This is a genomic window from Alicyclobacillus vulcanalis (genome assembly GCF_900156755.1).
GTDB lineage: Bacteria > Bacillota > Bacilli > Alicyclobacillales > Alicyclobacillaceae > Alicyclobacillus > Alicyclobacillus vulcanalis.
The window spans coordinates 51,363-77,183 of sequence record NZ_FTOO01000013.1; the positions used below are offsets into that span (position 1 = coordinate 51,363).

Sequence of the window (25,821 nt, forward strand, 5' to 3'; positions counted from 1 at the left end):
TAGGCGATATTGAGCATCGAGGGAGGTTTCATATCATGGAGCGTATTCGCCTCGCTTACGTACCAACCCGTCGCTCGGTTTTTAGCAAAACTGAAGCGAAGAGACAAAGAGATGTCATAGTAAATCATATCGATAAATTTCCCGGCATCGAGGTTATTGACATTTCAGCTGTCTCCGACGAAGGTCTATTAAAGGACGATCTTGATGAAGAAATCAAGATAACGAATTACCTAAAGTCAATGGATGTCGATGCGGTCTTCGCTCCTCATTGTAATTTCGGGACCGAGGACGCGGTTGCCAGGGTAGGGAAGGCCTTGAATAAGCCATTCTTATTGTGGGGACCTAGGGACGATGCACCGCTTTCGTCAGGGGCTCGCTTGCGTGACACCCAGTGCGGCTTATTTGCGACAGGAAAGATCCTCCGGCGATTCGGAGTTCCCTTTACCTATATTGTGAATAGCACGGTTGAGAGTGAAGTTTTTCGTAGAGGATTTAAAAATTTCATAGCAGCATCGAACGTAATTAAGATGCTCAAGAACATGAGGATACTGCAAATTGGCCCAAGACCTACTTCGTTTTGGACCATGATGTGCAATGAGGGGGAGTTACTCGAGAAGTTTGGTATTCAAGTTATCCCTCTAAATCTCGAGGAAATTACGGACCTCACGCTGGAAATTGTGCGCATTCAATCTGTTGACTTTAAGGAACAATGTGCTTTGTTGAAATCTCGGTTTGAGCTTCGGGGAATTCACGATGAAGCGTTGCAGCGAATCGTAGCTTTGAAAACGGCGATCGCACAAAAACTGCAACAGTATCGTTGCCAGACCGTTGCGATCCAATGCTGGTCCGCACTTCAGGACCTCATCGGCATCATGCCGTGCTTGACCAACGCGCTGTTAACAGATGAGGGTTTTCCAGTCACTTGTGAGACCGACGTTCACGGGGCTATTAGCGCCTTGCTGGCGCAAGCTGCAAGCATGGGTGAGACCCCTCCGTTCTTTGCAGATCTTACAATTCGGCACCCTGACCTAGAGAACGGTGAACTATTGTTCCACTGCGGCAACTTTCCCACGACACTCTCGGTATCAGATCGACCAGTGGTCCGTGAACACTTCCTGTTCGATACACATGCGCCGGGAACGCATGAGGGTGAAATTAAAGGCGGCGAAGTTTCTATAGTACGGTTTGATGGGGACTGCGGAGAATATCAATTGTTTCTAGGGCGTGCAAAAGGTATTCAAGGACCGTTCACGCGAGGCAGTTACTTGTGGGTTGAAGTGAAAGATTGGCCTCTTTGGGAAGAAAGGTTGGTAACGGGACCGTACGTTCATCACGTCGCAGGGGTCCACGCGAATGTCGTTCCCGTGCTTTACGAGGCATGCAAATACATCCCGGGTCTATCTCCGGATCCTGTCGATCCCACGGCCGAAGAAATTCAGTCTTGGCTGCGCGGGGGTGAGTGGAGTTGGTAATGGAATTCGAGGAGCTGCGTCGGCTAGAACAGGTCGCAACCCAAGTGCGCCTCCAGATCATGAACATGATCTATGAGGCGCAGACCGGGCACACAGGTTCATCTCTGGGTGAAACTGACATTTTAGTGTCCCTTTACTTCGGAGGAATTCTTCGCGTTGACCCTAAACAGCCGGATTGGGAAGGTCGCGACCGATTCATTCTTAGCAAGGGCCACGCTGTGGAGGCGTACTACGCTACTTTGGCCCAAATGGGTTTCTTTGACCCTGATCTACTGAAGACGTACTGTCATTATGGTTCGCCCTTTATAGGGCATCCAAATAACAAAATTCCTGGTGTTGAAATGAATACGGGAGCCCTAGGTCATGGACTTGCCATCGGTGTTGGAATGGCGTTAGCCGGACGCTTATCTGAACCAGACTCAAAAAGCCGTTATCGCGTTTTCGTTCTGATGGGGGACGGAGAATTAGCAGAGGGATCCGTATGGGAAGCGGCCATGGCCGCAAGCCACTATCAGTTGGACAATCTTGTTGCAATCGTCGACCGCAACCGACTGCAAATTTCCGGGAGCACAGAAAACGTCATGAGTTTGGAGCCACTGCATAGTAAATGGGAAAGCTTCGGCTGGGATGTCCGCGAAATTGATGGTCACGATTACCGCGGGTTGATCGACACGTTTGCAAGCGTCCCGTTTTCCAAAAGTAGACCATCCCTTGTAATTGCCAATACGATAAAGGGTAAGGGAATTTCCTTTGCGGAGAATCGGGCTGGATGGCACCACCATGTTCCAACTGAGGAGGAGTATCTGCGTGCTCTAGACGAGCTTAACGCATTACTTGGAGGGGGCGCCCAATGACGGTGGTCGCATTACGGCAGGTCTTCAATGAAGTGTTGATGGAAATCGCTCCTCAGCATCCAGAACTAGTAGTACTGACGAGCGACTCTAGGGGTTCGGCGGCCCTGTCCCCATTTGCTCAGACCTATCCCAAGCAATTTATTGAGGTAGGTATTGCAGAGCAGAATATTGTAGGTATCGCGTCGGGGTTAGCTTCCTGCGGCTACACGCCCTTTGTGTTCTCGCCCGCGTGTTTCCTGTCGATGCGGGCGATTGAGCAGATTAAAGTGGACGTCGCTTATTCTGGCACTAACGTCAAACTTATTGGTATCAGCGGGGGGGTCAGCTATGGCACCCTGGGGATGTCTCACCATTCCTTGCAAGACATCGCTGTTACTCGTGCGATCCCTGGACTGCAGGTCGTTTTGCCCTCTGATCGCTTCGAGGTGCGGAAGCTCGTCGATGCTCTTTTGACGGATCGCCACGGGACATACGTCCGCATTGGTCGGAATCCCGTCAGAGATGTATATGCGGACGACAACTTTGCTTTCGAGATCGGTAAGGCGGTCCGTCTTCGTCAAGGTGAGGATGTCACGCTTGTATCAACGGGAGAGATGGTGCGGCTCGCTTTGGACGTCTGGGAACGTCTGGCTCACGAGGGTATATCCGCGACGGTGCTAAACATGCATACTTTGAAACCTTTCGATAGAAATGCAATTCTCGCAGAGGTCAATAAGACACGGCTCTTCGTTACGCTCGAGGAGCACAGTATTCATGGCGGGTTGGGGGGAGCTGTGGCGGAGGTCCTATCACAGGAGTGTCCAAAGCCTCTTTTGATTCTAGGAATTCCCGATGAGCCAGCCGTCACAGGAAGCCAACAAGAAATTCTGGCACATTACGGACTTACGCCTGAGGGCGTCACAAATACAGTTCTCGGTCGTATGAAAAGGTTGTGACAAATCAGTGTCGAGCTACGTCATCGCTATTGACCAGAGTACGTCCGGCACGAAAGCCATTTTAGTGAATCAGGACGGACATGTAGTTGGGAAATGTTCGCGGTCTCATGATCAGTGCTATCCCCAACAGGGGTGGGTAGAGCACGACCCAGAACAAATTTACGACAATCTATGTATAGTGTTGAAGGAGCTGTTGGCGGCATCCAAAGTTAAACGGAAGGAAATTATTGGTCTGGCCTTGTGCAACCAGCGTGAAACGAGTGTGGTCTGGAGTGCCACCGACGGACGCCCCGTGTATCCTGCAATTGTTTGGCAATGCCAACGCACAAGGCAGGTCTGTGAACGTTTAGCGGCCGAAGGAGCGGAAGACGAGGTTCGACAAAGTACGGGATTAGTTCTCGACCCATATTTCTCTGCCACGAAGATTCAGTGGATACTATCACATGTGTCTATCACATGTGCCAATCAAACAGATTTACGTGTTGGAACTATGGACTCGTGGCTTTTATGGAAGCTGACAGGCGGGCGGGTCCACGCTACGGATATCAGCAATGCAAGCCGGACCCTGTTGTTCAACATCCACACGCTTGAGTGGGACGAGCGCCTGTGCCGCCTCTTCGGCGTACCAATGGACTTGCTCCCCGAGGTGCGAGCATCAAGTGATTTCTATGGTACCGTTGTTGACGAGGCGACGGGTTTGAAGGGTGTGCCCATCCTGGCGGTGATGGGCGACTCTCAGGCATCTTCATTTGGCCATCTATGTGTAAGACCAGGCCAAACCAAGGTGACCTTTGGCACCGGAACGTCCGTGCTGATGAACATCGGTAATGAAGTCACGATCTCGGCCGACCGGGGTGTCCTGACCTCAATAGGGTGGAAGGTTGGTAATCGTGTCACTTACGTCGCTGAAGCCGCGATACGTAGTACGGGGGATACAATTCAGTGGCTGAGAAATGAGCTGCGTATCATTGATACGGAGATTGAGCTGCTAGACGCCTTGAAGGAAGAACAGCGTAAAAGTGATGTCTACTTTGTTCCTGCGTTCACCGGGCTCGGTTCGCCGTACTGGGTTTCATCCGCTCGTGCTGCGATTTTGGGGATTGACCGAAGCACGACGCGTACTGACATTTTGCGTGCAGCGGTTGAATCAATTGCGTTTCAAGTCAGGGATGCCAAAGATTTGCTCGAACGCGAGTTGGGGACATCGATTTCCGAAATACGGGCCGATGGAGGAGCATCGCGCAATCGCCATCTGATGCAGCTTCAGGCGGACGTTTTGAACATTCCAGTTCAGTGCTCAAAGGAAGACGACATGTCGGCACTCGGCGTCGCCTATGCTGCAGGGCTACGAGCAGGGCTCTGGGGCTCTGTCGAGGAGCTGGCGAACGACATATTCTTGTATCAGTTATACACTCCGAATCCGGAAAAACACCGGGAATGCGAGTGTCGTTACCTCAATTGGCGAAATGCAGTGGACGCGGTCCTGGGGTATAGTACGATTATGAAGGCGCGGCGACCGGAGACGTGAGCGCCGACCAGCAAGCTTCTATTGCCTGCTTGTTTCACCTAAGGACACGGTGCCAGGAATACCTGGTTCATGCCATGGTAAACCAGCTGGTCGCTCCCACACGGCGCCGTCACGTGGGTAAGGCGGCGCACTCGTCAGCGCTGTGATCACGCGACCAAGACGCCAGCCGATAAGGTCCTGGTTAGCCTCTTCGACCACGCTGAGATCCGCTGTATTTTCGGGTCATGTCCAGCAACGCTTGCAAATTCTGTCCCGCATCACCGCAAGCCCGACTACCACCTGAGGCAAGCCGGGTCGGTGGTCTTTGGAATATGTGGAATGCCTCTTGCGCCGTAGGTCGACATCTGATTCGTCCTCCGTCTCGTAGTATGTAGGGTCGTGTCAAACAGCAGAAGGTCCACGTCCAGGTTCAGGAAATCGGACACTCGGCGGAAGACCTCGTATTGCAGGTCTTCCGCCGAATCTAGGAGAAAATCCATTGCCCGGCATGCCTGCTACACGTTCAACTCGTTCAGAGCGGGAAGAGCCACTTCACGGTCGACCCATTCCTCCGTGGCCGCTAGCTGCTTAGCACCACAGCGTGATTCGCGACCATGGCGAAGATGAGACGCTCGACGGTCGCTTTGAACTTGCGGTCGGCAAGCGGCTCGCGCACGATCCTGTCGAACCCGGGCTGTCGCCACAGCTCGTCCAGCAGATATGCCGCTCCCGTAGGACGGATGTCCAGAAGCGTGGTTTGGACGCCCGCTATGTAACCACGTCCGGGCTGTAGACGCGTCGCTAACGAAGCGATGGATGCTCTGGGCAAAGCGTTGGAGGGCCTCGAGGTCCATTTCGTCTTCACGACCAAAGGTGTACAGGACCTTGGCCTTGGGCTGGCCGGTGTTGGGATTGCAATAGTGTATGAGCTAACTGCACGCAACCGGTGACGGAACCGTTCTTGCTTTTTCGGCGAATGACACGAATATCCTGTCGACTTATACCCGAATGTACGACTCAAAGACAAAACGCACGCCTACATAAAGGCGGTAGAAAATGCGGCGCGGGCCTGTGGATAAGTCGCGCAAGCACCGCTGCAATTGCACTCCAACTTCGTCCGTAAGCTTACATGCCCAGTCCAACTGTCGAAGCCGGGGAATGGGATTGAGATGATTCGAGTGCGGGCATTTTTGACTCGTGGGCAAAAACCCCGTGTCTCCACCGCCCGCGTCGCGCGGTGCCCTGCGCCGCTTCTTCACAGCGCCGCCTTTGGCAGTTTGGCGATCAAGACGCGCTTCCCGCGCGGGCGCACGTCCTTGGCGTCCGGTTCCCGCGTGATGCCCACCATCGCCGCCTGCTTCGGCGGGTACGGCAGCATCGCGATGCCTGTGCCATGCGCGTCGACGCGCAGGGTGGCGGCGAGATCGTGCACGTCCCCGTGGACGTACCACACGCTGTAGGCACCAGGCGCCGATACGGGTTTCAGCCCCTCCACCACGATGACGAGCCGCTCTGCCTTGCCTTGCCGAAACACGTAGAGCCTGCCCTCCGCGCCGTTCCCCATGGCCTGCATGGGCACCTCGGCGATGGGCGTGCTCGCGCCTTGGGCGATGGCGTTGGCCGGCGGGCCCTGAACGCTCGAGGCCGACTTGGCCATCACCACAAGCCCGAAGGACGCGGCCACCGCGAGCGCGGATGCCGCATAGGCCCACACTTGATACACGCGATCCCGCCTTGCGCGCCAAGCCAAGCCCAGCTCTGCACGCTGCCGTCGCGCGGATCGCGTCCCGAGCACGTGGGCGAGGATGTCCTTCTGCCAGGACGCCGCGTAGGCGCGGTCCTCTGCGCTCGGTTCCACGTCCACAAGCATTTGCCACGACGGCATCACTTCCGCGAGCGCCTCCTGGCACGCCCGGCAGCGGGGGACGTGGCGCTCGAAGGCCTCGAGTGTGGGCTCGTCGAGATCGCCCGTGAGGTAGGCGGTGAGATATCGGCACAGGCGCCGTGACGGGCTCATGGTTCCACCTCCGGATAGTCAGCCAACTGTTGCCTAAGCCTCCGAAGACCCCGGTGCAGCCGCGTCTTCACGGTGCCTAGCGGAATCTGGAGCCGCTCCGAGATTTCCTGCAAGGTCAGGCCGCTGAGATAGGCGAGGACCAGGATCTCGCGCTCTTCCGGCCGAATCGTGCGCAGGGCGCGGGCGAGATCGGCCCGGAGCAGCGTCACATCCTCGGTGGCGTGGGCGCTAGGCGGGTGCAGGTCGAGCGGGACAAATCGGTCGCGAGGTTTCGCGCGGCGCAGGTGATCCACGGCGATGTGGCGCGTCACGACGGCGAGCCAGTGGCTCACGGGGCCGAGCGCTGGGTTATACGATCTCGTCCGCCACACGCGCAGAAAGACGTCCTGCACGACGTCTTTCACCAGGTCCGCATCGGCGATGAGTCTGCGCGCGATAGCCGTCACGCGGGGGGCGTGTCGCGCGTACAGCTCATCCAGGGCGCGCGCATCGCCCTGGGCCACGCGCTGCATCAGTTCTTCGTCCGAGGGCACGAAATCCTCTCCCCGCGCGCCGCCCCAGCGCGGGGGCGGCGCGGATGGCGTGGTGGCGTCACTTGCGAGGGTGCCTCACTTCTTCGAAGCGAGGTGGGTGTGCCGCACGGGAGTCTCTGGATGCGCCGCGTTCACCCATCCGCCGCCCATGCCCGTCGCCTGGCCGTAGTCGGCGAGGAAGTCCGACGCCGCAAACCACGCGACGAGCTGACCGTTCTTCTCGGGCCCAATCAGGATGACCGGCTGCGCGGCACCCTTCGGCCACTGGATGGCGTCGTGGAACGAGAAGTCACCTTGGCTCGACAGCTTGACCGGCGGCAACACAATGGGCGCCGCGTTTGCAAACGTGATTTCGGCCCCGACGGCCGGAATGTTGTTCGTCGTGCCGCCAATTTTGGCCGGAACCGGCTGACCGTTCTCCATATAGCCCTGCTTCGGAATGATGAGCCACTTCCCACTCGCCGTGAACAGGTTGCTCTTCAGCTGGTACGATCCGTCCACGACCCACGGCGCCTTCCCAGCTTCCACGCCGCGAATGGTGACGTTCGGAATGTTGCCGTACAGCTTCCCAGCCATCACGACTGCCGCGCTCGCCTCTGCGTGGGACTGCGCGGCCTTCGACGACTTCGCCGCCGCAAACACCGGCGACACCGCCGCCCCTGCGCCCAGTGCGGCCAACGCCAACGATCCCACAGCAACCTTCCAATTCCAACGCATCATGGTTCCCCCTCCTGAGACTCCGGATGTGTTCAGGTTTCATCTGTCCATACGAGCCGAAGGACGCGTTTGGTTTCAGCGCGATCCGAAGTACGCCTCCGACGGATAACCAAAGTGCTCCCAGTAGCCCGTGATGGGCGTCGCGGAGAAGCTCACGCGCACCACCCACTTGATGGACTTGTACCCATACATCTTCGGGACCACAAGCCGAAGCGGAAAGCCTTGCTCCCGCAGGAGCGGCGCGCCGTCCATCTCGTAGGCCAAAAGCACCGTCGGATCGAACGCCTCTTGTAGGCGCAAACACTCCGTGTACACGCCGTCGCCCGAGTAAAAGTGGACGTATTGGACGTTCGATCTCGGCTTGACCCACATGGCGAGTTGCGAGAGGTGCACGCCTTTCCACCGGACGTTGGGCACGCTCCAGCCGGTGACGCACTGGAAATTTTGCGTCTCATGGACGGCGGCGAGCGACTTGAGCTCCGCGTACGTGAACGAACGCGGATGCTCCACATCGCCATCGACGACGAGCCGGTAGGAGGTCGCATCGATCTCCGGGTAACCGTTGACGACGGTGTAGTAGGCAGGGAAAATCTGCACCCCCTGCGGGGCGTTGATAGGGCTCGCGGGCCCCACCTTGGAGGGGCCGCGCAGGGCGCGAAGCCAGGCGGCCGGATCGACCGACGTCACGAACAGGGCGCCGAGCGCGCCGGTGGCGAGCGAGACAAGGAAGCGGCGGCGCTCCCAGTCGACGCGCTCGTACAGCAGGCGCGATTTGGGGCGGATGCCCGACACCTTCAGGAAGGCGTGGATGAGGATCCACGTCCCTAAGACAGCGGTGAGCCATCCGTGCCAGTGAAACGCGCGGCTCCGCATGGACGAGGGAAAGACCTGCACCCACCACAGCATGACGCCTGTGACGACAATCGGGGCGCCGAAGAGGATAGGGAGCGTCCAGTCCCACTTGGACAGGCGCCTGCCTTTCGGCAACCAGCGGATCAAGGGGGTGAGGAGCGTGACGGCAAACACGAGCCCGAGCAGGATGTGTAGCCGGTAGACCCACGGAATGTAGGGGATCATGAACCGGTGAATTTGGGGCAGGTACAGCGCGAGACCGCTCGCCACGAGCAGAACAAAGGACACGATGGTGTAGTGATGCAAGTAGCGGAGCGGGCGCGGCCAACGCCGGGCCTTAGATGAGACAGCGGGCATGGTCTCACCTCTCTGAGAGCGCAGGCGACTGCGCGGATTCCTTTTGCCGGCGGCGATCCACGAGGGTCGCAAGAGCGATGCTCCCCTCGTAGAGCAAGAAAAGCGGCACGGTGACGGTGAGGTGGGCGACGAGCTCTGGCGGGCTCAAGAGCACGCCCACGACAACGAGCGCGAAGTACGCGTAGCGGCGCTTGGCCTTCAGGTCCTGCGGCGTGATGATCCCCATCCCAACCGCCCACGCCACGGCGATGGGCAGTTCGAAGGCGGCGGCAAACGCAAGAATGAGGGTGCCGACGAACGAGACGTAACTCTCGTAGCGCAGATAGAGCAGGACGTGCGACCACGCCGCGATCGCCGCGAGATACCGGATGAGCCGTGGCACAACCACCCACCACGCAAACGACGCACCGAAAAGAGCGCAGAGCGCACTGCCCAACAGCAGCGCGCTTCCCCGCCTGCGTTCCGCGGGGGTCAGTGCGGGCGCCACAAACGTCCAAGCTTCGAACAAGAAGTACGGGAGACCGGCGACGAAAGCGGCGAGCAGTGCGAGCTTCAAATCTTGGATGACGACCTCATCCAAACTGGTCGCGATGAGACGGATGTGAAGGGCCAACACGGGCCGCATGGCGGCGCGCAGGAGAGCGGGCAACGAGGCGGCCGCCGCGGCAAAAAGCGCTGCATAGACGACTGCCATGCGAATGAGGTGGCGCCGCAGAGCGCGGGACGGGTGCATGCGCGAACTCATGGCGTGTGCATCTGGGTCGGTGGACGCTCGGAGGCCTCTCGCTCGCTTGCATCGGTCGCCTGCGCCGATGCTCGCCGAGGCGGCGCCTGCGTTTCTTCACCCGGCCCATGCGTGCGCGCTGCAGCAGGTTCCCCATCGGCCTGACCCTGGCTGAGGGCCGTCCGAAACTCCCGCAAGAAGTGACCGACGGATCGCCCGAGTTCCGGCAGTTTCTTTGGGCCAAACACAAAGAGCGCGGCGACGACGATGAGCAACACGCCGGACCATCCTATATTGCTGAACACGCGCATCCTCCTCCCCGAGATTTGCTTGTGCGAAGCCGAGGCTCGCGAGGGCGTCATCGATGAAACCTGGACTCATCCTTCTATGTCTTTATACGAAGGAAAGCTCAAGTTTGGTTTTGCGCCATGCGGAGATGAAAGATTTGAGATGACGTGGCTTTACGGCTCCAAGCGGAATTTGAACAGCCATTCCTATGCTTGCACCGGGACAAGACACGGGGCATGGGGAAAGGCGGGATGGCCTTTGGAACTTTGGGCACGAGAACTGGCGAATGGCTTCGCCAACTACGGTGTGACGGGGGTGGCCATGGACTCGCGCCAAGTGTCCCCCGGCGACGTGTTTGTGGCAATACCCGGCCAACATGTCGATGGGCATGCGTTCATTCCCGAGGCTGTGGCGCGCGGGGCCGTGGCGATTGTGGGTGAGCGAGAGCGTGAGACCGTGAACGTCCCCGCCGGCATTCCCTACGTGCGGGTCCCAGACGCTCGCAGAGCTGCAAGCGCGATCTCGGCGCGCGTCTATGGGGATCCGTCGCGACATCTGACCGTGATAGGTGTTACAGGAACCAATGGCAAGACCACCACTGTGCATTGGATCGCGCACATGCTTCGTTGCGCCGGCCACCGCGTCGGCACGCTGTCCAGTGTGGTCATCGACACCACGGCGAAGCAAATGGCTGCGGAGTGGACAACGCCGGAAGCGCCTCAACTTCATCGCGTGCTCAGCGAAATGCTGGTCGCAGGATGCTCTCACGTGGTGATGGAGGTGTCGTCGCACGCGCTTGTTCAGCATCGGACCGACGATGTGGACGTGGACGTCGCGGTTTTTACCAATCTCTCTCGGGAGCATCTCGACTTTCACGGAACCATGGAGCAGTACGCAGCTGCCAAGGCGCTTCTGTTCCGAGGGCTATCTGCAGATAAACCGGGGGCTGTTCTGAATAGCGATAGTCCCTATGTAGAGGTCATGAGACGCGCGTGTCTCGCCCCCGTCGTCACCTACGGGGTGCACTCGGGGGATGTGCGTGGACAGGTCATGGAGCTCCAGCCTTGGAAAACGAGGCTCCGCATCGCCCTGCCGAGCGCGATTGAGGCGGAGGTAGAACTTGGTCATCCCGGTATGTACAACGTCTACAATCTCCTTGCCGCCGTCGCGGCCGCACGCGTGTTGGGTGTGGAACCGGAAGCCATTCGCGAGGCGATTTCCACACTCCCATCGATTCCTGGACGAATGCACGTTCTACGTCCGCCCGACCGGCCGATGATCGTCATCGACTATGCACATACACCGGACGCCCTGGCCCAGGTGCTCCACGCGGCCCGCAGGTGGACGTCAGGCCGGATCTGGCTCGTCTTCGGCGGGCGGGGTGAGCGGGACAAAGGCAAGCGCCCGGAGATGGGCATGATTGCCGCAATGCTCGCCGATGTCGTCATCATCACCACGGACAGCCCTTACAGCGAAGATCCTGAGATGATCGCGGATGACATCTTAGCCGGTGTGAAGCGCATCCCGGATCGACCTTACGAGGTGATCTTGGATCGCGCTCAAGCGATTGCATGGGCCATCCAGCACGCGGCGCGAAACGACGTGGTCCTCATTACGGGCCGGGGGCATGAACCGTTTCAAGTCGTCGCGGGGATTCGGTTGGCCGGGACCGACGAGCAGCTGGTGTACGACGCGCTCAACAACGACGCGCCGCCCGGCGCGTTTTGAAACGATTTGCAGCATCGTTTGATAAGAGCATGTGGAAAGAGTTCAAGGAGTGCGAGAGACATGCGACAGCGCAGACGAAACGGCCAGATGAGAAGAATCGATGTTCGGCGTAAGCACCGCGTCCGAATCGGCGTGCTCTATGGAGGGGTCTTCCTTGCCATGAGCGCGCTCATCGTCCGCCTGGGCCAGGTGCAATTGGTTCAAGGCGCTGAGGACCGAGCCAGTGAGCAGGTCATCCACTACGCGCGGATCCCCGTCCTGCCCCAGCGGGGCTGGATTTACGACGCCAACGGCCAGGTGCTGGCGTGGGACGTCCCAGTTGTGAAAATTGAGCTCGTCCGGTCTCGTCCCCTGTCCGACGCCGTCCTCCGCAGGGAGGCCCAACTGCTCGCACCCGTGCTTCAGACGTCGGAGCAGGCGCTCTATGCGCGCATGACGTCCAACCCGTCCGCCCTTCAGGTGACTTTGGCCACTCATGTGACGGACGCCCAGGTCGCCTACGTCGTGCAGCATCAGAGCGAACTGCCAGAGGTGCAAATCATTCAGGACTACGAGCGCCAATATCCGTATGGCGATCTCGCCGGACAAGTCCTTGGGTACGTAGGGGCTATCACGGCGCAGAACGTGAACCAGTATCCCGGGTATCTGGACAACCAGCAGGTGGGCGAGACCGGTCTCGAATACGAGTACGAGCATCTGCTCCAAGGCAAGCCAGGCTATCGGTTGGTGGCCATCAACAGCACGGGCACAGGCGTCGGGATCGTCAAAGAAGTGAAGCCAATCGGCGGTGACAACATTCAGCTTACCCTGGACGGGCGTGAGCAGGCGGAGACGCAGGAGATCATTCAGCAGATGCTTGCCTCGACATCGAATCGGAAGATTACGGATGTCGCGGCTGTGATGCTGAATGTGAAGACGGGCGGCGTCATCGCGATGGCGAGCTACCCGTATCTGGACCCCAACTGGTATGTGAACGGTTCCTACGTCAAGCACGCGCATTACCTCACCACCTCGGGTGCCCAGATGAACTACGCGATTCAGGCCATCAACTATCCGGGCTCGACGGTCAAGCCGGCGAACATGATTGCGGCGATGAACGCGGGTGTGGTGAATCCGCAGACCCGCATTCTCGACGACGGCTACATTTACGTGGGGACGCAGATCATCCATGAGGACGGTGGCATCGCGTTTGGCTGGGTGAACCCGATTGAAGCGCTCACGGTCTCGAGCGACGTGTTCATGTACGAGGTGGGCCTGCATCTGGGCAAGTGGTTTGGATCGAGCACGACCTCGGGCGGCACGTATCCGAAATCGGCCGGATCGTACCAAAACTATTTGGACACCGACTTTGCGAAGGGAATCAATCAGATCTTTCAAGAAGAAGAGGATTTCGGCCTGGGGCCGACGACGGGCATCGACCTTCCCTACGAGGTGCCGGGCGAATTTTTTATCGAGGACTACCGCAAGGGCAATATCCAGGTGCCCTATAACTTACAGGCGAGCGAGGCGTCCATCGCCAAGACGGGCAAGTACGTCAACTACGGATCGCCCGCGAGCTTGGCGGACGCTGATATCGGTCAGTCGCAGATGTTTAGTCCCATCCAACTTGCGGTGTACGCCATGACGCTCGCCGACCAGGGTATCCGCCTGAAACCCCATTTGCTGGAGCGCGTGTATCCGCCGAATGGCACACCGCAAAATGGCGTTCGGCCGATCATGACCTACAAACCTCAGGTGGCGGGCGTGGTGAAGGCGAAGCTGTGGGAGTGGAAGCTGGTCAAAGCTGGAATGCACGGCGTCACCTCGAACCCGGCGGGTACGGCCTACTACGCGTTTTTGGGAGCGCCCTACGCGGCGGCGGGCAAGACAGGGACGGCGCAGATTGTGATGAATGGCAGGCGCACGGACAACTCGGTCTTCATCTGTTACGCTCCGCTCAACCACCCGCTCGTGGCCGTTTCGGTGATGGCGCCCGGCGGGGGATATGGCGCGCAATTTTCGGCGATCATTGCGCGAAAGATGATCGACGCGTACTTCGACGAGCACCATGAGCCGTGGATGCCGAAGAGCCAGTGGACGAGCACACAGATTCCAAAGAGCTGGTTTTCGTCGCCCGCGTACCGTTTGCCTGAGGAGACGAATTGACGCACGAGAAGCGGCGTGGCGATCGGACGGGACCTGAGCGGCCGGCGGTGCCGCCGCGATCGCCCCATGCGGAAGATGGGGCTGTCGCGCGAAGGCGTGGCAGGAGATACCTGGGCCGCGGCGAATTCTACATTTGAGTGTCGAAGTGGGTAAAACGCGGTCGAATCCATCTCTCCTGTTGCATCGTGGTGTTACATCAAGCCCTCGCGCCCAGAAAGACTAAAGGGGGAGGACCATCCATGCTGCGCCGCGCAACGTTGCTTGCCAGCCTCGCCGCCATGGCCGCCGCTTCGTCCGTGCTCTGGCCTCCGGCCGATGTCTCGGCCGCATCTCCCGTGCCCGTCGGCTTCTACTACGGCTGGGTCACCCCTGAGACCCAAGCTGCCATCCAGGGCTACGCCGCGTTGGTGCTCGGTGCGGATTCCGAATCTTCGGGCTATGCCAACCAGGCCGCCGTTCAGCAGCTTGTGGCCTCGAACCCGTCCACGGCGTTCTACGGCTACGTCAATCTGTCCGACGGATCGAACCCCGTCCCGGCCGCGGAGCTCGTCCAAGAGTTTCAAGAGTGGAAGGCGCTTGGCGTGCGGGGCATTTTCCTGGATCTTGCGGGCTCCAATTACGGGGTGTCGCGCGCCCTCCGCGTGTTCGCCGTGGCCCAGGTTCATCTCTTGGGCATGTCCGCCGCGCTCAACGCCTGGGATCCTTCGGATGCCGTCGGCGTGGGCCTCGGCCCGGGTGACGCGTACGTCGCGGAAGACTGGTACATGCCCGGGAGAACGCCTGCTGTCCAGTACCCCAACAATGTGTCAACGCGCGATCTCGGCGCGCTGCGCCTGCTCGCGTCGCAAGGCGTCGCGGTGTGGGCGGTGACGCAGGAAAGCGTGGCGACGCCCTCCATCACGGCGGACGAAGTCGCGCGTGACATCGCGGCCATGCGCCAGGTCGTCCCCGTGGCAACCGGGTTTGCGGTGGGCGGCGAGAGCTACGGCGCGGAGTCGAATGCCATGGTCCCCGCTGCGGACATCTCCTCGGCCCTTGCGGCTTCGGGGTCGAACGGCGCTTCTGGGCCGGCGAGTGTGCAGCCGGGCGCAGCTCAGTCCGCGGCGCCGCAGCCAACGGCTGCGATGGCCACAAGCCGGATCTCGCTCATCCCGCGGGCGCTCGTCCCGGCGTTTCACCTCGTCGGCCTGGGCCGAAATGGTTGAACGTCAGGCCTTGAATCGCTGCCGCAAAGCCAGTATGCTGGGGCTGATCCGCCAAGAAGTTCGGCGGACGGACGTATGGCTGTTGTCGGCCGCCACGACGAAGAGAACTTGTTCGCCGCTTGCGGCGTCTCTCCCATATGCGCCAGATGTGGCTGCAGGTGCGCCGGATCGGCGGCGTCTTGCATATTCTGTGTACTACACCGAGGGAGTGCCCAACGTGAAATCTAGGTGTGCCGCGAAGCCATGCGAGTGGCTTGCTCAGGAATACCGGCAACATCGTCAAGTGTTTCGTGTCGAAAAGATTCGCTTCCGCGGCGCCGAGGGGCGCGACGTCTACAACATCGCGGCGCCGCTCATCGACGAGGGGCGGACCCTCATTCCGGCGCGCGTGGAACCGCGCCACAGCGAGCTGTCGGAAGTGATATTCTTCGAGGAGTCGCCGGACGGCGTCTGGTCGCGGGTTGAAGGGCTCCGCACGTTCCGCGGTCTGCAAGATCCGTTCCACGCCCGCATCCACGGCGAGCTCGTCTTCGGCGGGGTCGAAATTTGGACCAACCCGTTCCACAACTACGAGATTGAGTACCGCACCGTGTTTTATCGCGGCGCTTCTGTGGGTGATCTGCGGCTGTTTGCCGTCGGGCCGCAGTGGATGAAGGACATTCGCCTCGTGGAACTGCCGGACGGCCGCGTGGGCGTGTTCACCAGGCCCAACGGCAGCCGCTATGGCGGTCAGGCGCAAATCGGCTGGACCATCCTGGCTTCGCTCGACGATCTCTCGCCCGACTCCATTCTCAAGGCGGAGTTTCTGCCCGACCGGTTTCATCCGGGCGAGTGGGGCGGCGTGAACGAGGCCCAGCTCGTGGACGACCACACCGTGGGCGTGCTCGGGCACATCGCGTACCGCACTGAGGACGGATCGCTCCATTACAAAGCGATGTGTTTCGCGCTCGATCTCGACGCCGATCTCGTCACGCCCGTGCGCATTATCGCGGAGCGCAGCGATTTTCTCGGCGGGGAAGCCAAGCGCCCCGAGCTCGCGGACGTGGTGTTCAGCGGGGGCCTCGTGCGCTACGAGGACGGCACGGCGCACTTGTACGCCGGGGTGTCGGACGCAGAGGCGCAGCGGATCCTCATCCCGGATCCGTTTGCTGAGGCGGCGCCCTGTGCGCTGGAGATGGAGGCCTGAGGAGGACTCAAGGGGTGCCGCGCCTCGGGCACGGCGGCCGCCGCTTTTGCGTTGCGTATGGCGCGGCTGAGAGCCGCGCTTGGCGAGACTGGCCCGCCGCAGCGGGTTGAGGCACGCGTCTGGCGCAAAGGCGCTGGCGCGGCAGAGGCGCGGCGGCAGAGGCGGCGGCAGAGGCGGCGGCAGAGGCGGCGGCAGAGGCGGCGGCAGAGGCGGCGGCAGAGGCGGCGGCAGAGGCGGGACAAGCCCAGCGGGGTGAGCGGGTTTTGCCTGACGCCGACACGACGCGGGCACACGAGATGTCAGCGTATGGTATACTCGAGAGGAGTCCACGGTTCACAAGGAGGAGATGGGATGTATCGCAAGCTTGTTGTATCTGCTGGGTGTGCCGCACTGATGGCGGGCCTGGTGGCGGGGTGCGGCACAGCCAACAATACGACAAATTCCGCCAACACCGCGGTCACGAGCCCTGCGACGAAGAACAACACGACCGTCGTCAAGCAGGGCAAGAACAACCTCGTCGTCGCGCCAACGAACTTGGTGGGTACAGCCAACCTCAAGCGACTCACCGCGATTGCGGACAAGCATCCGTCGGATTTCACGGCGCAGATGAACGCCGCGCAAAGCGCTTCGACCAACGGCAACACGGCCCTTGCCATCGAATACTTCAAGCGCGCCGTGCAGGCGAATCCGAAGTCGGGGCTCGCCCTGACGGCGCTTGGGAACATGTACCGCGAGCGCGAGAATCAGCCGAAGGAAGCCATTCCGTATTACCAGAAGTCGATTCAAGTGGATCCCTCCTACGGCTGGGCGTACTGGCAACTGGCGGAGGCGTACCTCACTCTGAAGGAGACGAGCCAGGCCAAGCAGGTGCTCGAGCAAGGGCTCAAAAACGTGAGCAAATCGGATACCGCCTACGCAGATATTCAGACGACGCTTGCTGCGCTGAACGGATCGAAGAGCGGCTCCAAGTGACGCGTGCTGTGTCTGGGGCTTGCCTCGCGCTTTGGATCCGCGTAACATGACGGAGGAGGCGCACAGGCCTTCACGCTTGGGAACGGAACGAGCAATCCTCCAGGGGGATGGAGGGGTTTCAATGTTTCGCACGTTGATGAAGTCCAAAATCCACCGCGCCACGGTCACGCAGACCAACCTGAACTACGTCGGCAGCATCACCATCGACGAAGACCTGATGGAAGCTGCGGATCTCGTCGAGAACGAAAAGGTCCAGGTGGTCAATCTACACACCGGCGCGCGGTTTGAGACGTACGTGATTCCCGGCGAGCGCGGCACCGGCGTCATCGGCCTGAACGGCGCCGCCGCGCGACTCGCCGAGCCGGGAGATCTCGTGATCATCATCTCCTACGCGGTCTACAGCGAAGAGGAAGTCCGCCGCCATCGGCCGACGGTCGTCGTGGTGGATGCGGACAACCGGCCAACCGAGGCGCTCGCCTCCGAGGCCGAAGCCAATCGGCGCTTGGAACGCGCGGGCGCGCGAGCATAAGTTCGTTGCTTCGTTTCTCAGGAAGGGCATCCGAAAGGATGCCCTTTTGCTATATGGAAGTGCCGATCCCTGAAGCTTGGGGTGGACCTTCCAGCCATCTGGGGATGGCGCGATTCTCCAGGACTTCTCACAATGGAAAGGCGGCGAGAGATAGATTGAAGCGCGTTCGACTGGGTCTCATCGGTTGCGGTGTCGTTGGAAGCGGCGTGCTTCGCGTCTTGCACGATCGCGGCGGAACGTTGGGCAGCCTGGAGCTTGAGGCTTCTCGCATTGCGGTGAAACATCTGTCCCGCCCGCGGCCGGCGTACGTGCCGCGCGAAAAGCTCACGGACGACTGGCGATCCGTCTGCGTCGCGGACGATGTCGACGTCGTGATCGAGGTGATGGGTGGCGTCGACGTGGCGCACGAGGTCGTGCGCACCGCGCTTAGCGCCGGCAAGCCCGTGGTTACAGCGAACAAGGCACTCATGGCGGCGCACGGCCCAGCGCTTCGGGCTCTGGCGGAACAGCACGGCGTGGCGCTCCGCTACGAGGCGAGCGTCCTCGGCGGCGTGCCGGTGATTCACACGCTGACCACGTATTTCCGCGCAAACCGCGTCACTGCGCTGCGCGGGATTGTGAACGGCACGAGCAACTACATCCTGACCCAGATGGGCGATCGCGGCACCAGCTTCGCCGACGCCCTTTCGGAAGCACAGGCCCTGGGCTACGCCGAACCAGACCCGACGTCGGACGTCGAGGGCCACGACGCGTTCTTCAAGCTCCAGGTCCTCCTGCAGGTGCTCGGCGTCGACACCGAGCCGCTGCGGCAGGAATTGCCCGTGCCGGAAGAGGGTGAGGTGCATGCGGCCGAGCGACCACGGGCGTACCTCGCTGTTCCGCGCGAGGGAATTTCGCATCTGAGCGCCGACGATGTGCGCAGGGCGAAATTGCGTGGAGAAAAGTTGAAACACGTGGCGAGCGCCTGTTGGCGCGAGGACGGCGTGGTGGAGGCCACGGTGCGCGTCGAGTCGCTTGCGCCATCGGATCCTCTCTATGGGATCGACGGCGTCGAAAATGCGCTGGTCATCACGGGGGACGTGGTGGGGACCGTGACCCTCACCGGACCAGGTGCCGGGGCGCTGCCGACGGCCAGCGCGGTCCTTGAAGACGTCGTGCAGCTGGTCGCAGTGCCGCATGCAGGAAACGCGCGGGTCGAGGACGAATTAGAGTGGCGAGTGAATTCATCCAGAAGGTAGGCGGATTATGATCTCTCGTCGCGCACGTCTTGCATCCCTTGCGTCTCTTGCATCCTTTACCCTTGCGGCGACCGCGTTTTCCGAAGCTCCCTCCGCCCACGCGGCCGTGCGCACCGCGTCGAGCGTGCCGCACGTCAAGCTCGCGCCCGGCCACGTGCGCGTCATCATTCAAGGCAGGTTGTACGACGCCATCTGCGTCGGCGAAGACACGTATGTCGAGGAGTCGGCCTTCAAGGCATTTCACACCCCGTACGTCGATCTCGGCAATGGCATGGTCGCCCTGACCGGCGGCAACGTGGAGGGCGTGGTGTATCGGGGGAAGACGTATGTTCCTTGGTCGGTCCTCGCTCCATCGGTCCGGGCCATACCGCTCAAGGGCGGCGGCTTTGAGTTTGTCAGCCGGCCGGTGAAGCACGACTATTCGCTTTTGATTCAGGCTTCACAGGCCACGGCGGGATCCGTCGCGCTGATCACGGTTACCACGCTCGATGGGGACAATCCCGTTCCCGGGCAGACCATCTCGGTTTCCACGACCGGGTTTAGTCAGTTGGAGCCCTCCACAGGGGCGTCCTCGATCCAGGCGGCGACGGATGGGACGGGAACGTGGCAGGGCGGGATTGCCGATAACACGGCCGAAACCGTCTATGTCACGGTGAGCTGGAAGACGCCATCGGGAACGACCGTGCGGCAGACGCTCTCGGTTCCGTTCCAGCCGGCTAAGGCGTCCGCGCCACAAAATGCGGCGTCCAATGGCACAGCACAAAATGCGGCGCCCAACATAGGAGCGGAAACCGTCGTGGCCGCGACGCCTGTGACCTTTTCTCAGAACGCCGTGTTCTTCCAGGCCTCAAGCGGCAATCACATCGCCACATTCCAGCTCGACACCGGTGCGTTTGAGACGCTGATTGGGCAACAACTCGCGTCCCAGCTGAATCTCCCCAATCTTGGAACCATCGAGGTGGGCGGGATCGGCGGGACAGACGAAGCCTACCTGAGCAAAATCACGCTGCAGATTGGCAACCACGTCTTTCCCGATGTGCCCTGCATCGTGGATCCCAGTTGGACGGGCATCCCGCTTTTGGGCTATGAATTCTTCCAGCAAAATGGATATGACTTGCTTGTCTCTCAGTCTCAAGGGATGATGTACATCCTCAAGGGCTGAGAGCCCGCCTAGACGCGACGATGGAGGTGATGGCGCTTGGCACGAAAGCGCATGGGTGAGCTCCTCGTGGAATCGGGCATGCTGGCGCCCGAACAGCTCGAGATGGCGCTCGCCGAACAGCGCGAGACCGGAGCCCGGCTCGGCGATATTCTCATCAACAGCGGGTACATCACCGAACAGCAGCTCGTCGAGGTGCTCGAATTTCAGCTTGGCATCCCGCACGTGATCCTCGCCAACATGAAAATTGACCCCGAGGTGCTGAAGCTCGTGCCGGAGCGCCTCGCCGAGACGTATGTCCTCATCCCGTATCGCAAGGTGGGCAACCGGCTGCACGTCGCCATGGCGGATCCGCTCGACTACTACGCCATTGACGATCTGCGCCGGTCCACCAATCTCGTCATCATGCCGTCCATCGCCACGAGGCAGGACATCCAGGCGGCCATCTCTCGCCACTACCGAGGCAACGAAGTGTTCGAGTCGGCCATCCGATCCATCGCCGAGTCTGCGCTGCAGCGCCCGGAGCCGGAGCAGGAAAGCCGGGCGGCCGACTCGCCGGTCGTGCGCGCGCTGAACCAAATCCTCGTCGAGGCCGCCGACGCCGGCGCCTCCGACGTCCACCTCGATCCGCAGGCCGATGGCGTGGTGCTCCGTTTTCGCGTCGACGGGTTTCTACGCACGGAGCGCGTCATCCCGCGCAACTTGCAGAGCGGGCTCGTGGCTCGCGTCAAAATTATGGCCCGGCTCAACATCGCCGAGCAGCGGCTGCCGCAGGACGGAAGGTTTGAATTTTCGGAGGAAGGCCACCGCGTCGACGTCCGCGTCTCCACCATGCCGACCGCGCACGGCGAGAAGGTGGTGTTGCGCGTTTTCGATCTCGGCAAGCGCGCTTTCACGATGCATGAGCTTGGCTTTTCGCCGGAGAACCTCGCCCGCTTTGAGCGCATGATCACGCGCCCGTATGGCGCGGTGTTGATCACGGGGCCGACGGGATCGGGCAAGACGTCGACCTTGTACGCCGCCTTAAAACGGCTGTCGACGCCGGAGGTCAATGTCATCACCATCGAGGACCCGATTGAGTACCAGCTCGAGGGGGTCAATCAGGTGCAGGTGAACCCGGCGGCGGGCCTTACGTTCGCAAGGGGGCTGCGCGCCATCCTCCGCCAGGATCCCGACATCATCATGGTGGGGGAGATTCGCGACAATGAGACGGCCGAGATCGCCATGCGCGCGGCGCTCACGGGCCACCGCGTGCTGTCGACCCTGCACACCAACGACGCGGCGAGCGCCATCAATCGGTTGATGGACATGGGGGTTCCGCCGTACATGATGGCCTCTGGCGTGACAGGCGTTGTGGCGCAGAGGCTGGTGCGGGTCATCTGCTCGCGATGCAAGCGCGAGCGCGCGGTCACGCCGCTTGAGCGCGAAATCTTCGAGGAAAACGGGCTGGCGCCGGAGTCCGTGGTGGAAGGGACGGGCTGTCCGGCCTGCGGGCACACGGGCTTCAAGGGGCGCATGGCGGTGCAGGAGGTGCTCGAGGTGGACGACGAGATCGCGCGGCTCATCCTGACGTCGCGATCGACCGACGAGTACGTGCGTGCGGCGAAAGAACAGGGCATGCGGACGATGTTTCAGGATGGACTGGAGAAGGCACTGCAGGGGAAGACGACGTTGCAAGAGGTGCTGCGGGTGACCGCGGTGACGTGAGGAGGTGATGCGAGGTGAGCGTGTACCGGTATGAGGCGATTGCCCGCCCGAACCGGCGCGAGCGGGGGAAGATTGAAGCGGAGTCGGAGGCTGACGCCATTCGGGCCCTGGGCGAGCGGGGGCTGTTTGTGGTGGGCCTCAAGGCGATGAGCGAGAAGTCGGACTTCTGGAACCGGGAGCTGAAGCTGAGCTTCCTGGAACCGAAGGTGAAATCCGAGGACTTCGTGCCATTCTGCCGGCAGTTCGCGACGCTCGTCCGCGCGGGTGTGCCGCTCGTACCGGCGCTGCAGGTGCTGGAGGAGCAGCTCGGCAAGGGACCGCTGAAGCGGGCGGTGGCCGACGTGGCGGTCAAGGTCGAGGGGGGGACTGCGCTGTGGGAAAGCCTGGCGGACCATCCACGGGTCTTTCCGCCGATGTTTGTGCAGATGGTCCGCGCGGGCGAAGCGAGCGGCTCGCTGGAAGAGGTGCTGGAGTCGACAGCGCGCTTTGAAGAGTCGCAGCGCGAGACGGTATCCAAGATCAAGTCGGCCCTGATGTATCCGGCGCTTGTCTCCGTCATGTCCGTCCTGGTGGCGGGGTTTCTGATGATCAATGTGATTCCCTCGTTCGTGTCGGTCTTCGCCTCAATGCATGTGACCTTGCCCTTGCCAACAAGAATTGTTCTCGTGTCTGCGGACGCCATCAAGCGCTTTTGGTACTTGGCGCTTTTGCTTCTGCTGATGCTCGTCGGCGCGTGGATCTTCGTGAGCCGCCACAACGAGAGCCGGTACTGGCGAGATCGGTGGATGTTGCGTATCCCGATTTTTGGGAAGCTGCTTCGATATCGCGCGATGGCGCAGTCGGCGCGCACGCTCGCCATGCTGTTTCACGCGGCGCTGCCGGCCTTGACGTCGATGTCGCTCGCGGCGGACGCGGTGGACAATCGCTACGTCCGCGTGAGCCTGCGGCGCGCCCGGGACACGCTTGGGCAAGGCGGAGCGCTGTCCGAGGCGCTGCAGCAGTCGGGCGCGTTCACGCCCCTCATGGTGCAGATGGTGCGCGTGGGCGAGACGACGGGCCATTTGGACGACATGCTGGCGCGCGTCGCGACCTTTTACGAGTCCGAATTGGAGGTGATGGTGGAGCGGCTCAGGCAGCTGTTGGAGCCTCTGTTGACGACGGTGCTCTCCGGCGTGGTGGGCATCATTGCCCTGTCCGTGCTTCTGCCCATGTTCTCCTTGTACAACAACCTCGGCTCCTACGGCGTCTCCTGATGAAGGGTACGAGCCTACGAAAATTGTGGCCAATTTGACTAGAATGCATGTACAAGTGCACATCTTGCCAGTATAATAGGTGCCATCAAGGGTCCTCATTCGACAAGTGAGCTCGGAAGATGTCGGGCGAAGGGGAAGGGGCGGTCTTATGCTTCAGATGAAAACGAAGATTTCGAATTTGAAACAGAAGGTGCGGGATCAGCGCGGCGTGACGCTGATTGAGATGCTGGCCGTGGTCGTGATTTTGGCAATTCTGGCCGCGGTCGGTGTGCCGATTGTCTTGGCGCAGATTCAAAAGGCGCGCGTGAACACGGACAAATCGAACGAGCAACTGATTGCCGACGCGCTGCAGCGCGCGGAGTACGATTATCAGTCGAACTCCACGAACCAGGGCGTCTTGGGCATCACAAACGGCGCGATTGTCAACGGAAGCGGGGCCAACATCGGGCAGGTTGCGAATAATACACTTAACAATGCGACGCCCGTTTACAACTACCTTCTCGGCAACGGCTCGGGCAACGGATATCTGACGAGCGTGCCGTCGCCGCAGTCGCAGACGGGCAACTTCACGATTGTGGCGGGCACGCCGTCAGGCAGCCAGACGGCTCCGTACGTAACCTTCACATATCCCAACAGCACGGGTGGCATCCAGAGCTGGTACATTACCATTCAATGATCTTAGGCCTGAGGGCCCTGAGCGTATTCCAGAAAGCTCCCCTTGTGGGGGCTTTCTGCGTACATGACGCCTCACAGCTATGGGGGTCATCTCCCCAACTTTGAGGGGTCTGTCGAGAGGGGGTACCGAGCTTGCAGCGTGCGAGGCGCACGGCCGAAGCGATGAAATGTTGGCGCGCAAAAGGGTTCACCCTCATTGAGGTGTTGGCGAGCGTGGTCATCATCGTGATCGCTGGCACGGCAGCGCTGTTTGCTGTCGAGTCGGTGCAGGCCGGGCAACTCAAAGAGGCGGAGTACTCCAAGGCGTTAGGCTTGGCGACGACCATTGCTGAGGAGATACGAGACCGGGATCCAAATGCGCAGATTAACGTCTTTGCGCCTGTGACGCAACAGACAATTCTGTCGACGAACGGTGGCAACATCATCGCCACACTGTTTTCGTCACTGCAAATTTTTCAGACCGCGGTGTCCACGGTATGGGCGTCGCTTTTAAATAGCTTGATTGCGTCTGGAGCCTGGGGGAACCTCGATTTAGAAAACTTGGTTGCGCAATGGATTAACAGTCCATCTCAGCAATGGGCCTACCAACTGCAACAATGGTCCCAGCAGGGGCAGATCCCGACGATTCAGCAGAACATTCTCCAGCACCAACAGGCGCTCGTCCCGTTTGAAATCGTCGTTCCTGGAGACGCGCTCGGCGATAATCCTCCGGCACCAGACTCGGTATTGTATATCCCATCTCCTTCCAGTCTGTCGACGGAGTCGGCTCCGGGCAGTCTGTCGGGAACCATGACGTACACGGAGTTCGTCTTGGCTCTCGTTCGGGGTGGGCAAATGTGGAATGCTCCCTATACGCTGATGGACGGTTACAAGTGCACGGTCAACGCGCAGCGCGTGTCGGCGGGCAGTGGCTCCATGCCAAGCGTGTGGAACTACACGGTGACGGTTACAAGCCCACACGGGGCGAGGGCGACCGTCACGGTGCCGGTGGTGGGATGATATGAAGAGAAAACGGGGCTGTCGACCGCCGCTTTCGCGCGATAGGGGCATGACCTTGCTTGAAACGATGGTGGCCATTTTAATCACGGCCATCGTAGCAACGGCACTCGTGGGTACCATTTGGCAAGTGGCCCTCCGCTCGCAGCGCTTGACAGGGGCGAACCAGGCAATGGAGAGTGTTCTGACGGTCGAACATGCGTTGTCAGAGATGACGCAATCAGCGACGTACATGCAGTTGCAATACACCACTGGTAACATCGCGATCTGGCTCTTCCGCAAGGGGCAGACCGTCGGCAACGTGGTTGTGCCTGGGCAACCATGGCTGGTCAACACGACGACGATTTCGTCTGGCAGCGTGTCATCAGGGGTCGCCAATGCTCAGTGTTTTTATGTCTTTGACTTCGTACAACAACCTAATCAGCTGTGGAACGTATATGGGGCGCCCACCACTCAGTCGGGAAACCTGCCAAACTTCAGCGGACAACTGCTGGCGCAAAACGTGAACGTGCAGTGGTATCTTCCTAACATCGGCGCTTCTGCCACCAGTTCGACCAACTCGACGACGTGGTCTCAAATCTTTACGCAGTTGTTTTATGGCAACACATCGTCCCAGGGCATTTCAACGGCGGCCGTGCCCAGTGGGACTGTGATTCACGGCTTTATCCTCAAGCTATCGGCCACGTATCGCGCCCCGAGTGGTCAGATGCAGACGTACGCCGTCACGGCTGGCTATCATGACATGAATCAAGGGTGATCACGGCCGGGATCA

At 60.4% G+C, this 25,821-nt stretch carries 23 protein-coding genes and 1 pseudogene; 17 read left to right on the plus strand and 7 right to left on the minus strand.

Annotated elements, in window-relative coordinates:
• Nucleotides 1-35: 35 nt before the first annotated feature.
• From BW934_RS13135 to BW934_RS13150, 4 genes are read left to right on the plus strand one after another with little or no spacing between them, the layout of a single operon-like run.
• The gene (locus tag BW934_RS13135) at nucleotides 36-1,472 is read left to right on the plus strand and encodes an L-fucose/L-arabinose isomerase family protein (RefSeq protein WP_076348859.1); all 1,437 of its coding nucleotides are present in this window, start codon (nucleotides 36-38) and stop codon (nucleotides 1,470-1,472) included.
• On the plus strand, nucleotides 1,472-2,326 hold the full coding sequence (locus BW934_RS13140; RefSeq protein WP_076348861.1) for a transketolase: 855 nt from the start codon (nucleotides 1,472-1,474) through the stop codon (nucleotides 2,324-2,326). The genes BW934_RS13135 and BW934_RS13140 overlap by 1 nt, the downstream gene beginning before the upstream one ends.
• Entirely contained in the window at nucleotides 2,323-3,261 is a 939-nt protein-coding gene (locus BW934_RS13145; protein WP_076348863.1) for a transketolase family protein, read from the plus strand. The genes BW934_RS13140 and BW934_RS13145 overlap by 4 nt, the downstream gene beginning before the upstream one ends.
• 7 nt (nucleotides 3,262-3,268) lie before the next feature.
• Nucleotides 3,269-4,789 carry an FGGY-family carbohydrate kinase gene (locus tag BW934_RS13150; protein WP_076348865.1) on the plus strand — a complete coding sequence of 507 codons (1,521 nt, stop codon included), beginning with the start codon at nucleotides 3,269-3,271 and terminating at the stop codon, nucleotides 4,787-4,789.
• A 135-nt stretch (nucleotides 4,790-4,924) separates the two neighbouring features.
• On the opposite strand, the pseudogene BW934_RS15585 reads toward BW934_RS13150, so the two are convergent.
• The 7 genes and pseudogenes from BW934_RS15585 to BW934_RS13185 all read right to left on the minus strand — a co-directional run.
• Nucleotides 4,925-5,755 (minus strand): annotated as a pseudogene (locus BW934_RS15585) (IS1634 family transposase); the annotation flags it as partial.
• A gap of 268 nt (nucleotides 5,756-6,023) precedes the next feature.
• Nucleotides 6,024-6,785, minus strand: coding sequence for an anti-sigma factor (locus BW934_RS13160; RefSeq protein ID WP_076348867.1), 762 nt, complete (start codon nucleotides 6,783-6,785; stop codon nucleotides 6,024-6,026).
• The gene (locus BW934_RS13165) at nucleotides 6,782-7,318 is read right to left on the minus strand and encodes an RNA polymerase sigma factor (protein ID WP_076348869.1); all 537 of its coding nucleotides are present in this window, start codon (nucleotides 7,316-7,318) and stop codon (nucleotides 6,782-6,784) included. Before BW934_RS13165 ends, BW934_RS13160 begins: the two co-directional genes overlap by 4 nt.
• Nucleotides 7,319-7,393: 75 nt before the next feature.
• Nucleotides 7,394-8,038 (minus strand): hypothetical protein, encoded by a 645-nt coding sequence (locus BW934_RS13170; protein WP_076348871.1) that lies wholly within the window; start codon nucleotides 8,036-8,038, stop codon nucleotides 7,394-7,396.
• Between the two features lie 72 nt (nucleotides 8,039-8,110).
• Nucleotides 8,111-9,244, minus strand: a complete 1,134-nt coding sequence (locus BW934_RS13175; RefSeq protein WP_076348873.1) for a molybdopterin-dependent oxidoreductase — start codon at nucleotides 9,242-9,244, stop codon at nucleotides 8,111-8,113.
• Nucleotides 9,245-9,248: 4 nt separating this feature from the next.
• The gene (gene tatC, locus BW934_RS13180) at nucleotides 9,249-9,989 is read right to left on the minus strand and encodes a twin-arginine translocase subunit TatC (RefSeq protein WP_076348875.1); all 741 of its coding nucleotides are present in this window, start codon (nucleotides 9,987-9,989) and stop codon (nucleotides 9,249-9,251) included.
• On the minus strand, nucleotides 9,986-10,273 hold the full coding sequence (locus tag BW934_RS13185) for a twin-arginine translocase TatA/TatE family subunit (RefSeq protein ID WP_076348915.1): 288 nt from the start codon (nucleotides 10,271-10,273) through the stop codon (nucleotides 9,986-9,988). Before BW934_RS13185 ends, tatC begins: the two co-directional genes overlap by 4 nt.
• Nucleotides 10,274-10,514: 241 nt before the next feature.
• Here BW934_RS13185 and BW934_RS13190 point away from each other — a divergent pair, with 241 nt between their 5' ends.
• The 13 genes from BW934_RS13190 (at nucleotide 10,515) to BW934_RS13250 (ending at nucleotide 25,806) form a co-directional block, all read left to right on the plus strand.
• Nucleotides 10,515-11,984 (plus strand): UDP-N-acetylmuramoyl-L-alanyl-D-glutamate--2,6-diaminopimelate ligase, encoded by a 1,470-nt coding sequence (locus BW934_RS13190; protein WP_076348877.1) that lies wholly within the window; start codon nucleotides 10,515-10,517, stop codon nucleotides 11,982-11,984.
• 60 nt (nucleotides 11,985-12,044) lie between these two features.
• The gene (locus tag BW934_RS13195) at nucleotides 12,045-14,129 is read left to right on the plus strand and encodes a peptidoglycan D,D-transpeptidase FtsI family protein (RefSeq protein ID WP_076348879.1); all 2,085 of its coding nucleotides are present in this window, start codon (nucleotides 12,045-12,047) and stop codon (nucleotides 14,127-14,129) included.
• 239 nt (nucleotides 14,130-14,368) lie between these two features.
• Nucleotides 14,369-15,334 (plus strand): hypothetical protein, encoded by a 966-nt coding sequence (locus BW934_RS13200; protein ID WP_076348881.1) that lies wholly within the window; start codon nucleotides 14,369-14,371, stop codon nucleotides 15,332-15,334.
• Nucleotides 15,335-15,551: 217 nt separating this feature from the next.
• Entirely contained in the window at nucleotides 15,552-16,520 is a 969-nt protein-coding gene (locus tag BW934_RS13205) for a DUF1861 family protein (RefSeq protein WP_076348883.1), read from the plus strand.
• Between the two features lie 351 nt (nucleotides 16,521-16,871).
• The gene (locus tag BW934_RS13210; RefSeq protein ID WP_076348885.1) at nucleotides 16,872-17,492 is read left to right on the plus strand and encodes a tetratricopeptide repeat protein; all 621 of its coding nucleotides are present in this window, start codon (nucleotides 16,872-16,874) and stop codon (nucleotides 17,490-17,492) included.
• A 121-nt stretch (nucleotides 17,493-17,613) separates the two neighbouring features.
• Nucleotides 17,614-18,021: an aspartate 1-decarboxylase gene (panD, locus tag BW934_RS13215; protein ID WP_076348887.1), complete on the plus strand. Its 408-nt coding sequence runs from the start codon at nucleotides 17,614-17,616 to the stop codon at nucleotides 18,019-18,021.
• A gap of 155 nt (nucleotides 18,022-18,176) precedes the next feature.
• Nucleotides 18,177-19,259, plus strand: a complete 1,083-nt coding sequence (locus BW934_RS13220) for a homoserine dehydrogenase (protein WP_076348889.1) — start codon at nucleotides 18,177-18,179, stop codon at nucleotides 19,257-19,259.
• 7 nt (nucleotides 19,260-19,266) lie between these two features.
• Nucleotides 19,267-20,421, plus strand: coding sequence for a retropepsin-like aspartic protease (locus BW934_RS13225; protein ID WP_076348891.1), 1,155 nt, complete (start codon nucleotides 19,267-19,269; stop codon nucleotides 20,419-20,421).
• Nucleotides 20,422-20,457: 36 nt separating this feature from the next.
• A complete protein-coding gene (locus BW934_RS13230; RefSeq protein ID WP_084182615.1) occupies nucleotides 20,458-22,125 on the plus strand; it encodes a GspE/PulE family protein in 1,668 nt (555 codons plus the stop codon).
• Between the two features lie 14 nt (nucleotides 22,126-22,139).
• Entirely contained in the window at nucleotides 22,140-23,378 is a 1,239-nt protein-coding gene (locus tag BW934_RS13235; RefSeq protein WP_076348893.1) for a type II secretion system F family protein, read from the plus strand.
• A gap of 148 nt (nucleotides 23,379-23,526) precedes the next feature.
• On the plus strand, nucleotides 23,527-24,054 hold the full coding sequence (locus BW934_RS13240) for a prepilin-type N-terminal cleavage/methylation domain-containing protein (RefSeq protein ID WP_076348895.1): 528 nt from the start codon (nucleotides 23,527-23,529) through the stop codon (nucleotides 24,052-24,054).
• A 131-nt stretch (nucleotides 24,055-24,185) separates the two neighbouring features.
• Nucleotides 24,186-25,052: a type II secretion system protein gene (locus BW934_RS13245; RefSeq protein WP_076348897.1), complete on the plus strand. Its 867-nt coding sequence runs from the start codon at nucleotides 24,186-24,188 to the stop codon at nucleotides 25,050-25,052.
• A 1-nt stretch (nucleotide 25,053) separates the two neighbouring features.
• Nucleotides 25,054-25,806 (plus strand): prepilin-type N-terminal cleavage/methylation domain-containing protein, encoded by a 753-nt coding sequence (locus BW934_RS13250; protein ID WP_076348899.1) that lies wholly within the window; start codon nucleotides 25,054-25,056, stop codon nucleotides 25,804-25,806.
• Nucleotides 25,807-25,821 lie beyond the last annotated feature (15 nt).

Excerpts from the sequence above, each read along its gene's own strand:
- tatC (WP_076348875.1), bottom strand. The coding sequence starts at position 9,989 with ATGAGTTCGCGCATGCACCCGTCCCGCGCTCTGCGGCGCCACCTCATT.
- BW934_RS13160 (WP_076348867.1), bottom strand. The coding sequence starts at position 6,785 with ATGAGCCCGTCACGGCGCCTGTGCCGATATCTCACCGCCTACCTCACG.
- BW934_RS13240 (WP_076348895.1), top strand. The coding sequence starts at position 23,527 with ATGCTTCAGATGAAAACGAAGATTTCGAATTTGAAACAGAAGGTGCGG.
- BW934_RS13210 (WP_076348885.1), top strand. The coding sequence starts at position 16,872 with ATGTATCGCAAGCTTGTTGTATCTGCTGGGTGTGCCGCACTGATGGCG.
- BW934_RS13175 (WP_076348873.1), bottom strand. The coding sequence starts at position 9,244 with ATGCCCGCTGTCTCATCTAAGGCCCGGCGTTGGCCGCGCCCGCTCCGC.
- BW934_RS13250 (WP_076348899.1), top strand. The coding sequence starts at position 25,054 with ATGAAGAGAAAACGGGGCTGTCGACCGCCGCTTTCGCGCGATAGGGGC.
- BW934_RS13225 (WP_076348891.1), top strand. The coding sequence starts at position 19,267 with ATGATCTCTCGTCGCGCACGTCTTGCATCCCTTGCGTCTCTTGCATCC.
- BW934_RS13170 (WP_076348871.1), bottom strand. The coding sequence starts at position 8,038 with ATGATGCGTTGGAATTGGAAGGTTGCTGTGGGATCGTTGGCGTTGGCC.
- BW934_RS13200 (WP_076348881.1), top strand. The coding sequence starts at position 14,369 with ATGCTGCGCCGCGCAACGTTGCTTGCCAGCCTCGCCGCCATGGCCGCC.
- BW934_RS13145 (WP_076348863.1), top strand. The coding sequence starts at position 2,323 with ATGACGGTGGTCGCATTACGGCAGGTCTTCAATGAAGTGTTGATGGAA.
- BW934_RS13140 (WP_076348861.1), top strand. The coding sequence starts at position 1,472 with ATGGAATTCGAGGAGCTGCGTCGGCTAGAACAGGTCGCAACCCAAGTG.
- BW934_RS13195 (WP_076348879.1), top strand. The coding sequence starts at position 12,045 with ATGCGACAGCGCAGACGAAACGGCCAGATGAGAAGAATCGATGTTCGG.
- BW934_RS13135 (WP_076348859.1), top strand. The coding sequence starts at position 36 with ATGGAGCGTATTCGCCTCGCTTACGTACCAACCCGTCGCTCGGTTTTT.
- panD (WP_076348887.1), top strand. The coding sequence starts at position 17,614 with ATGTTTCGCACGTTGATGAAGTCCAAAATCCACCGCGCCACGGTCACG.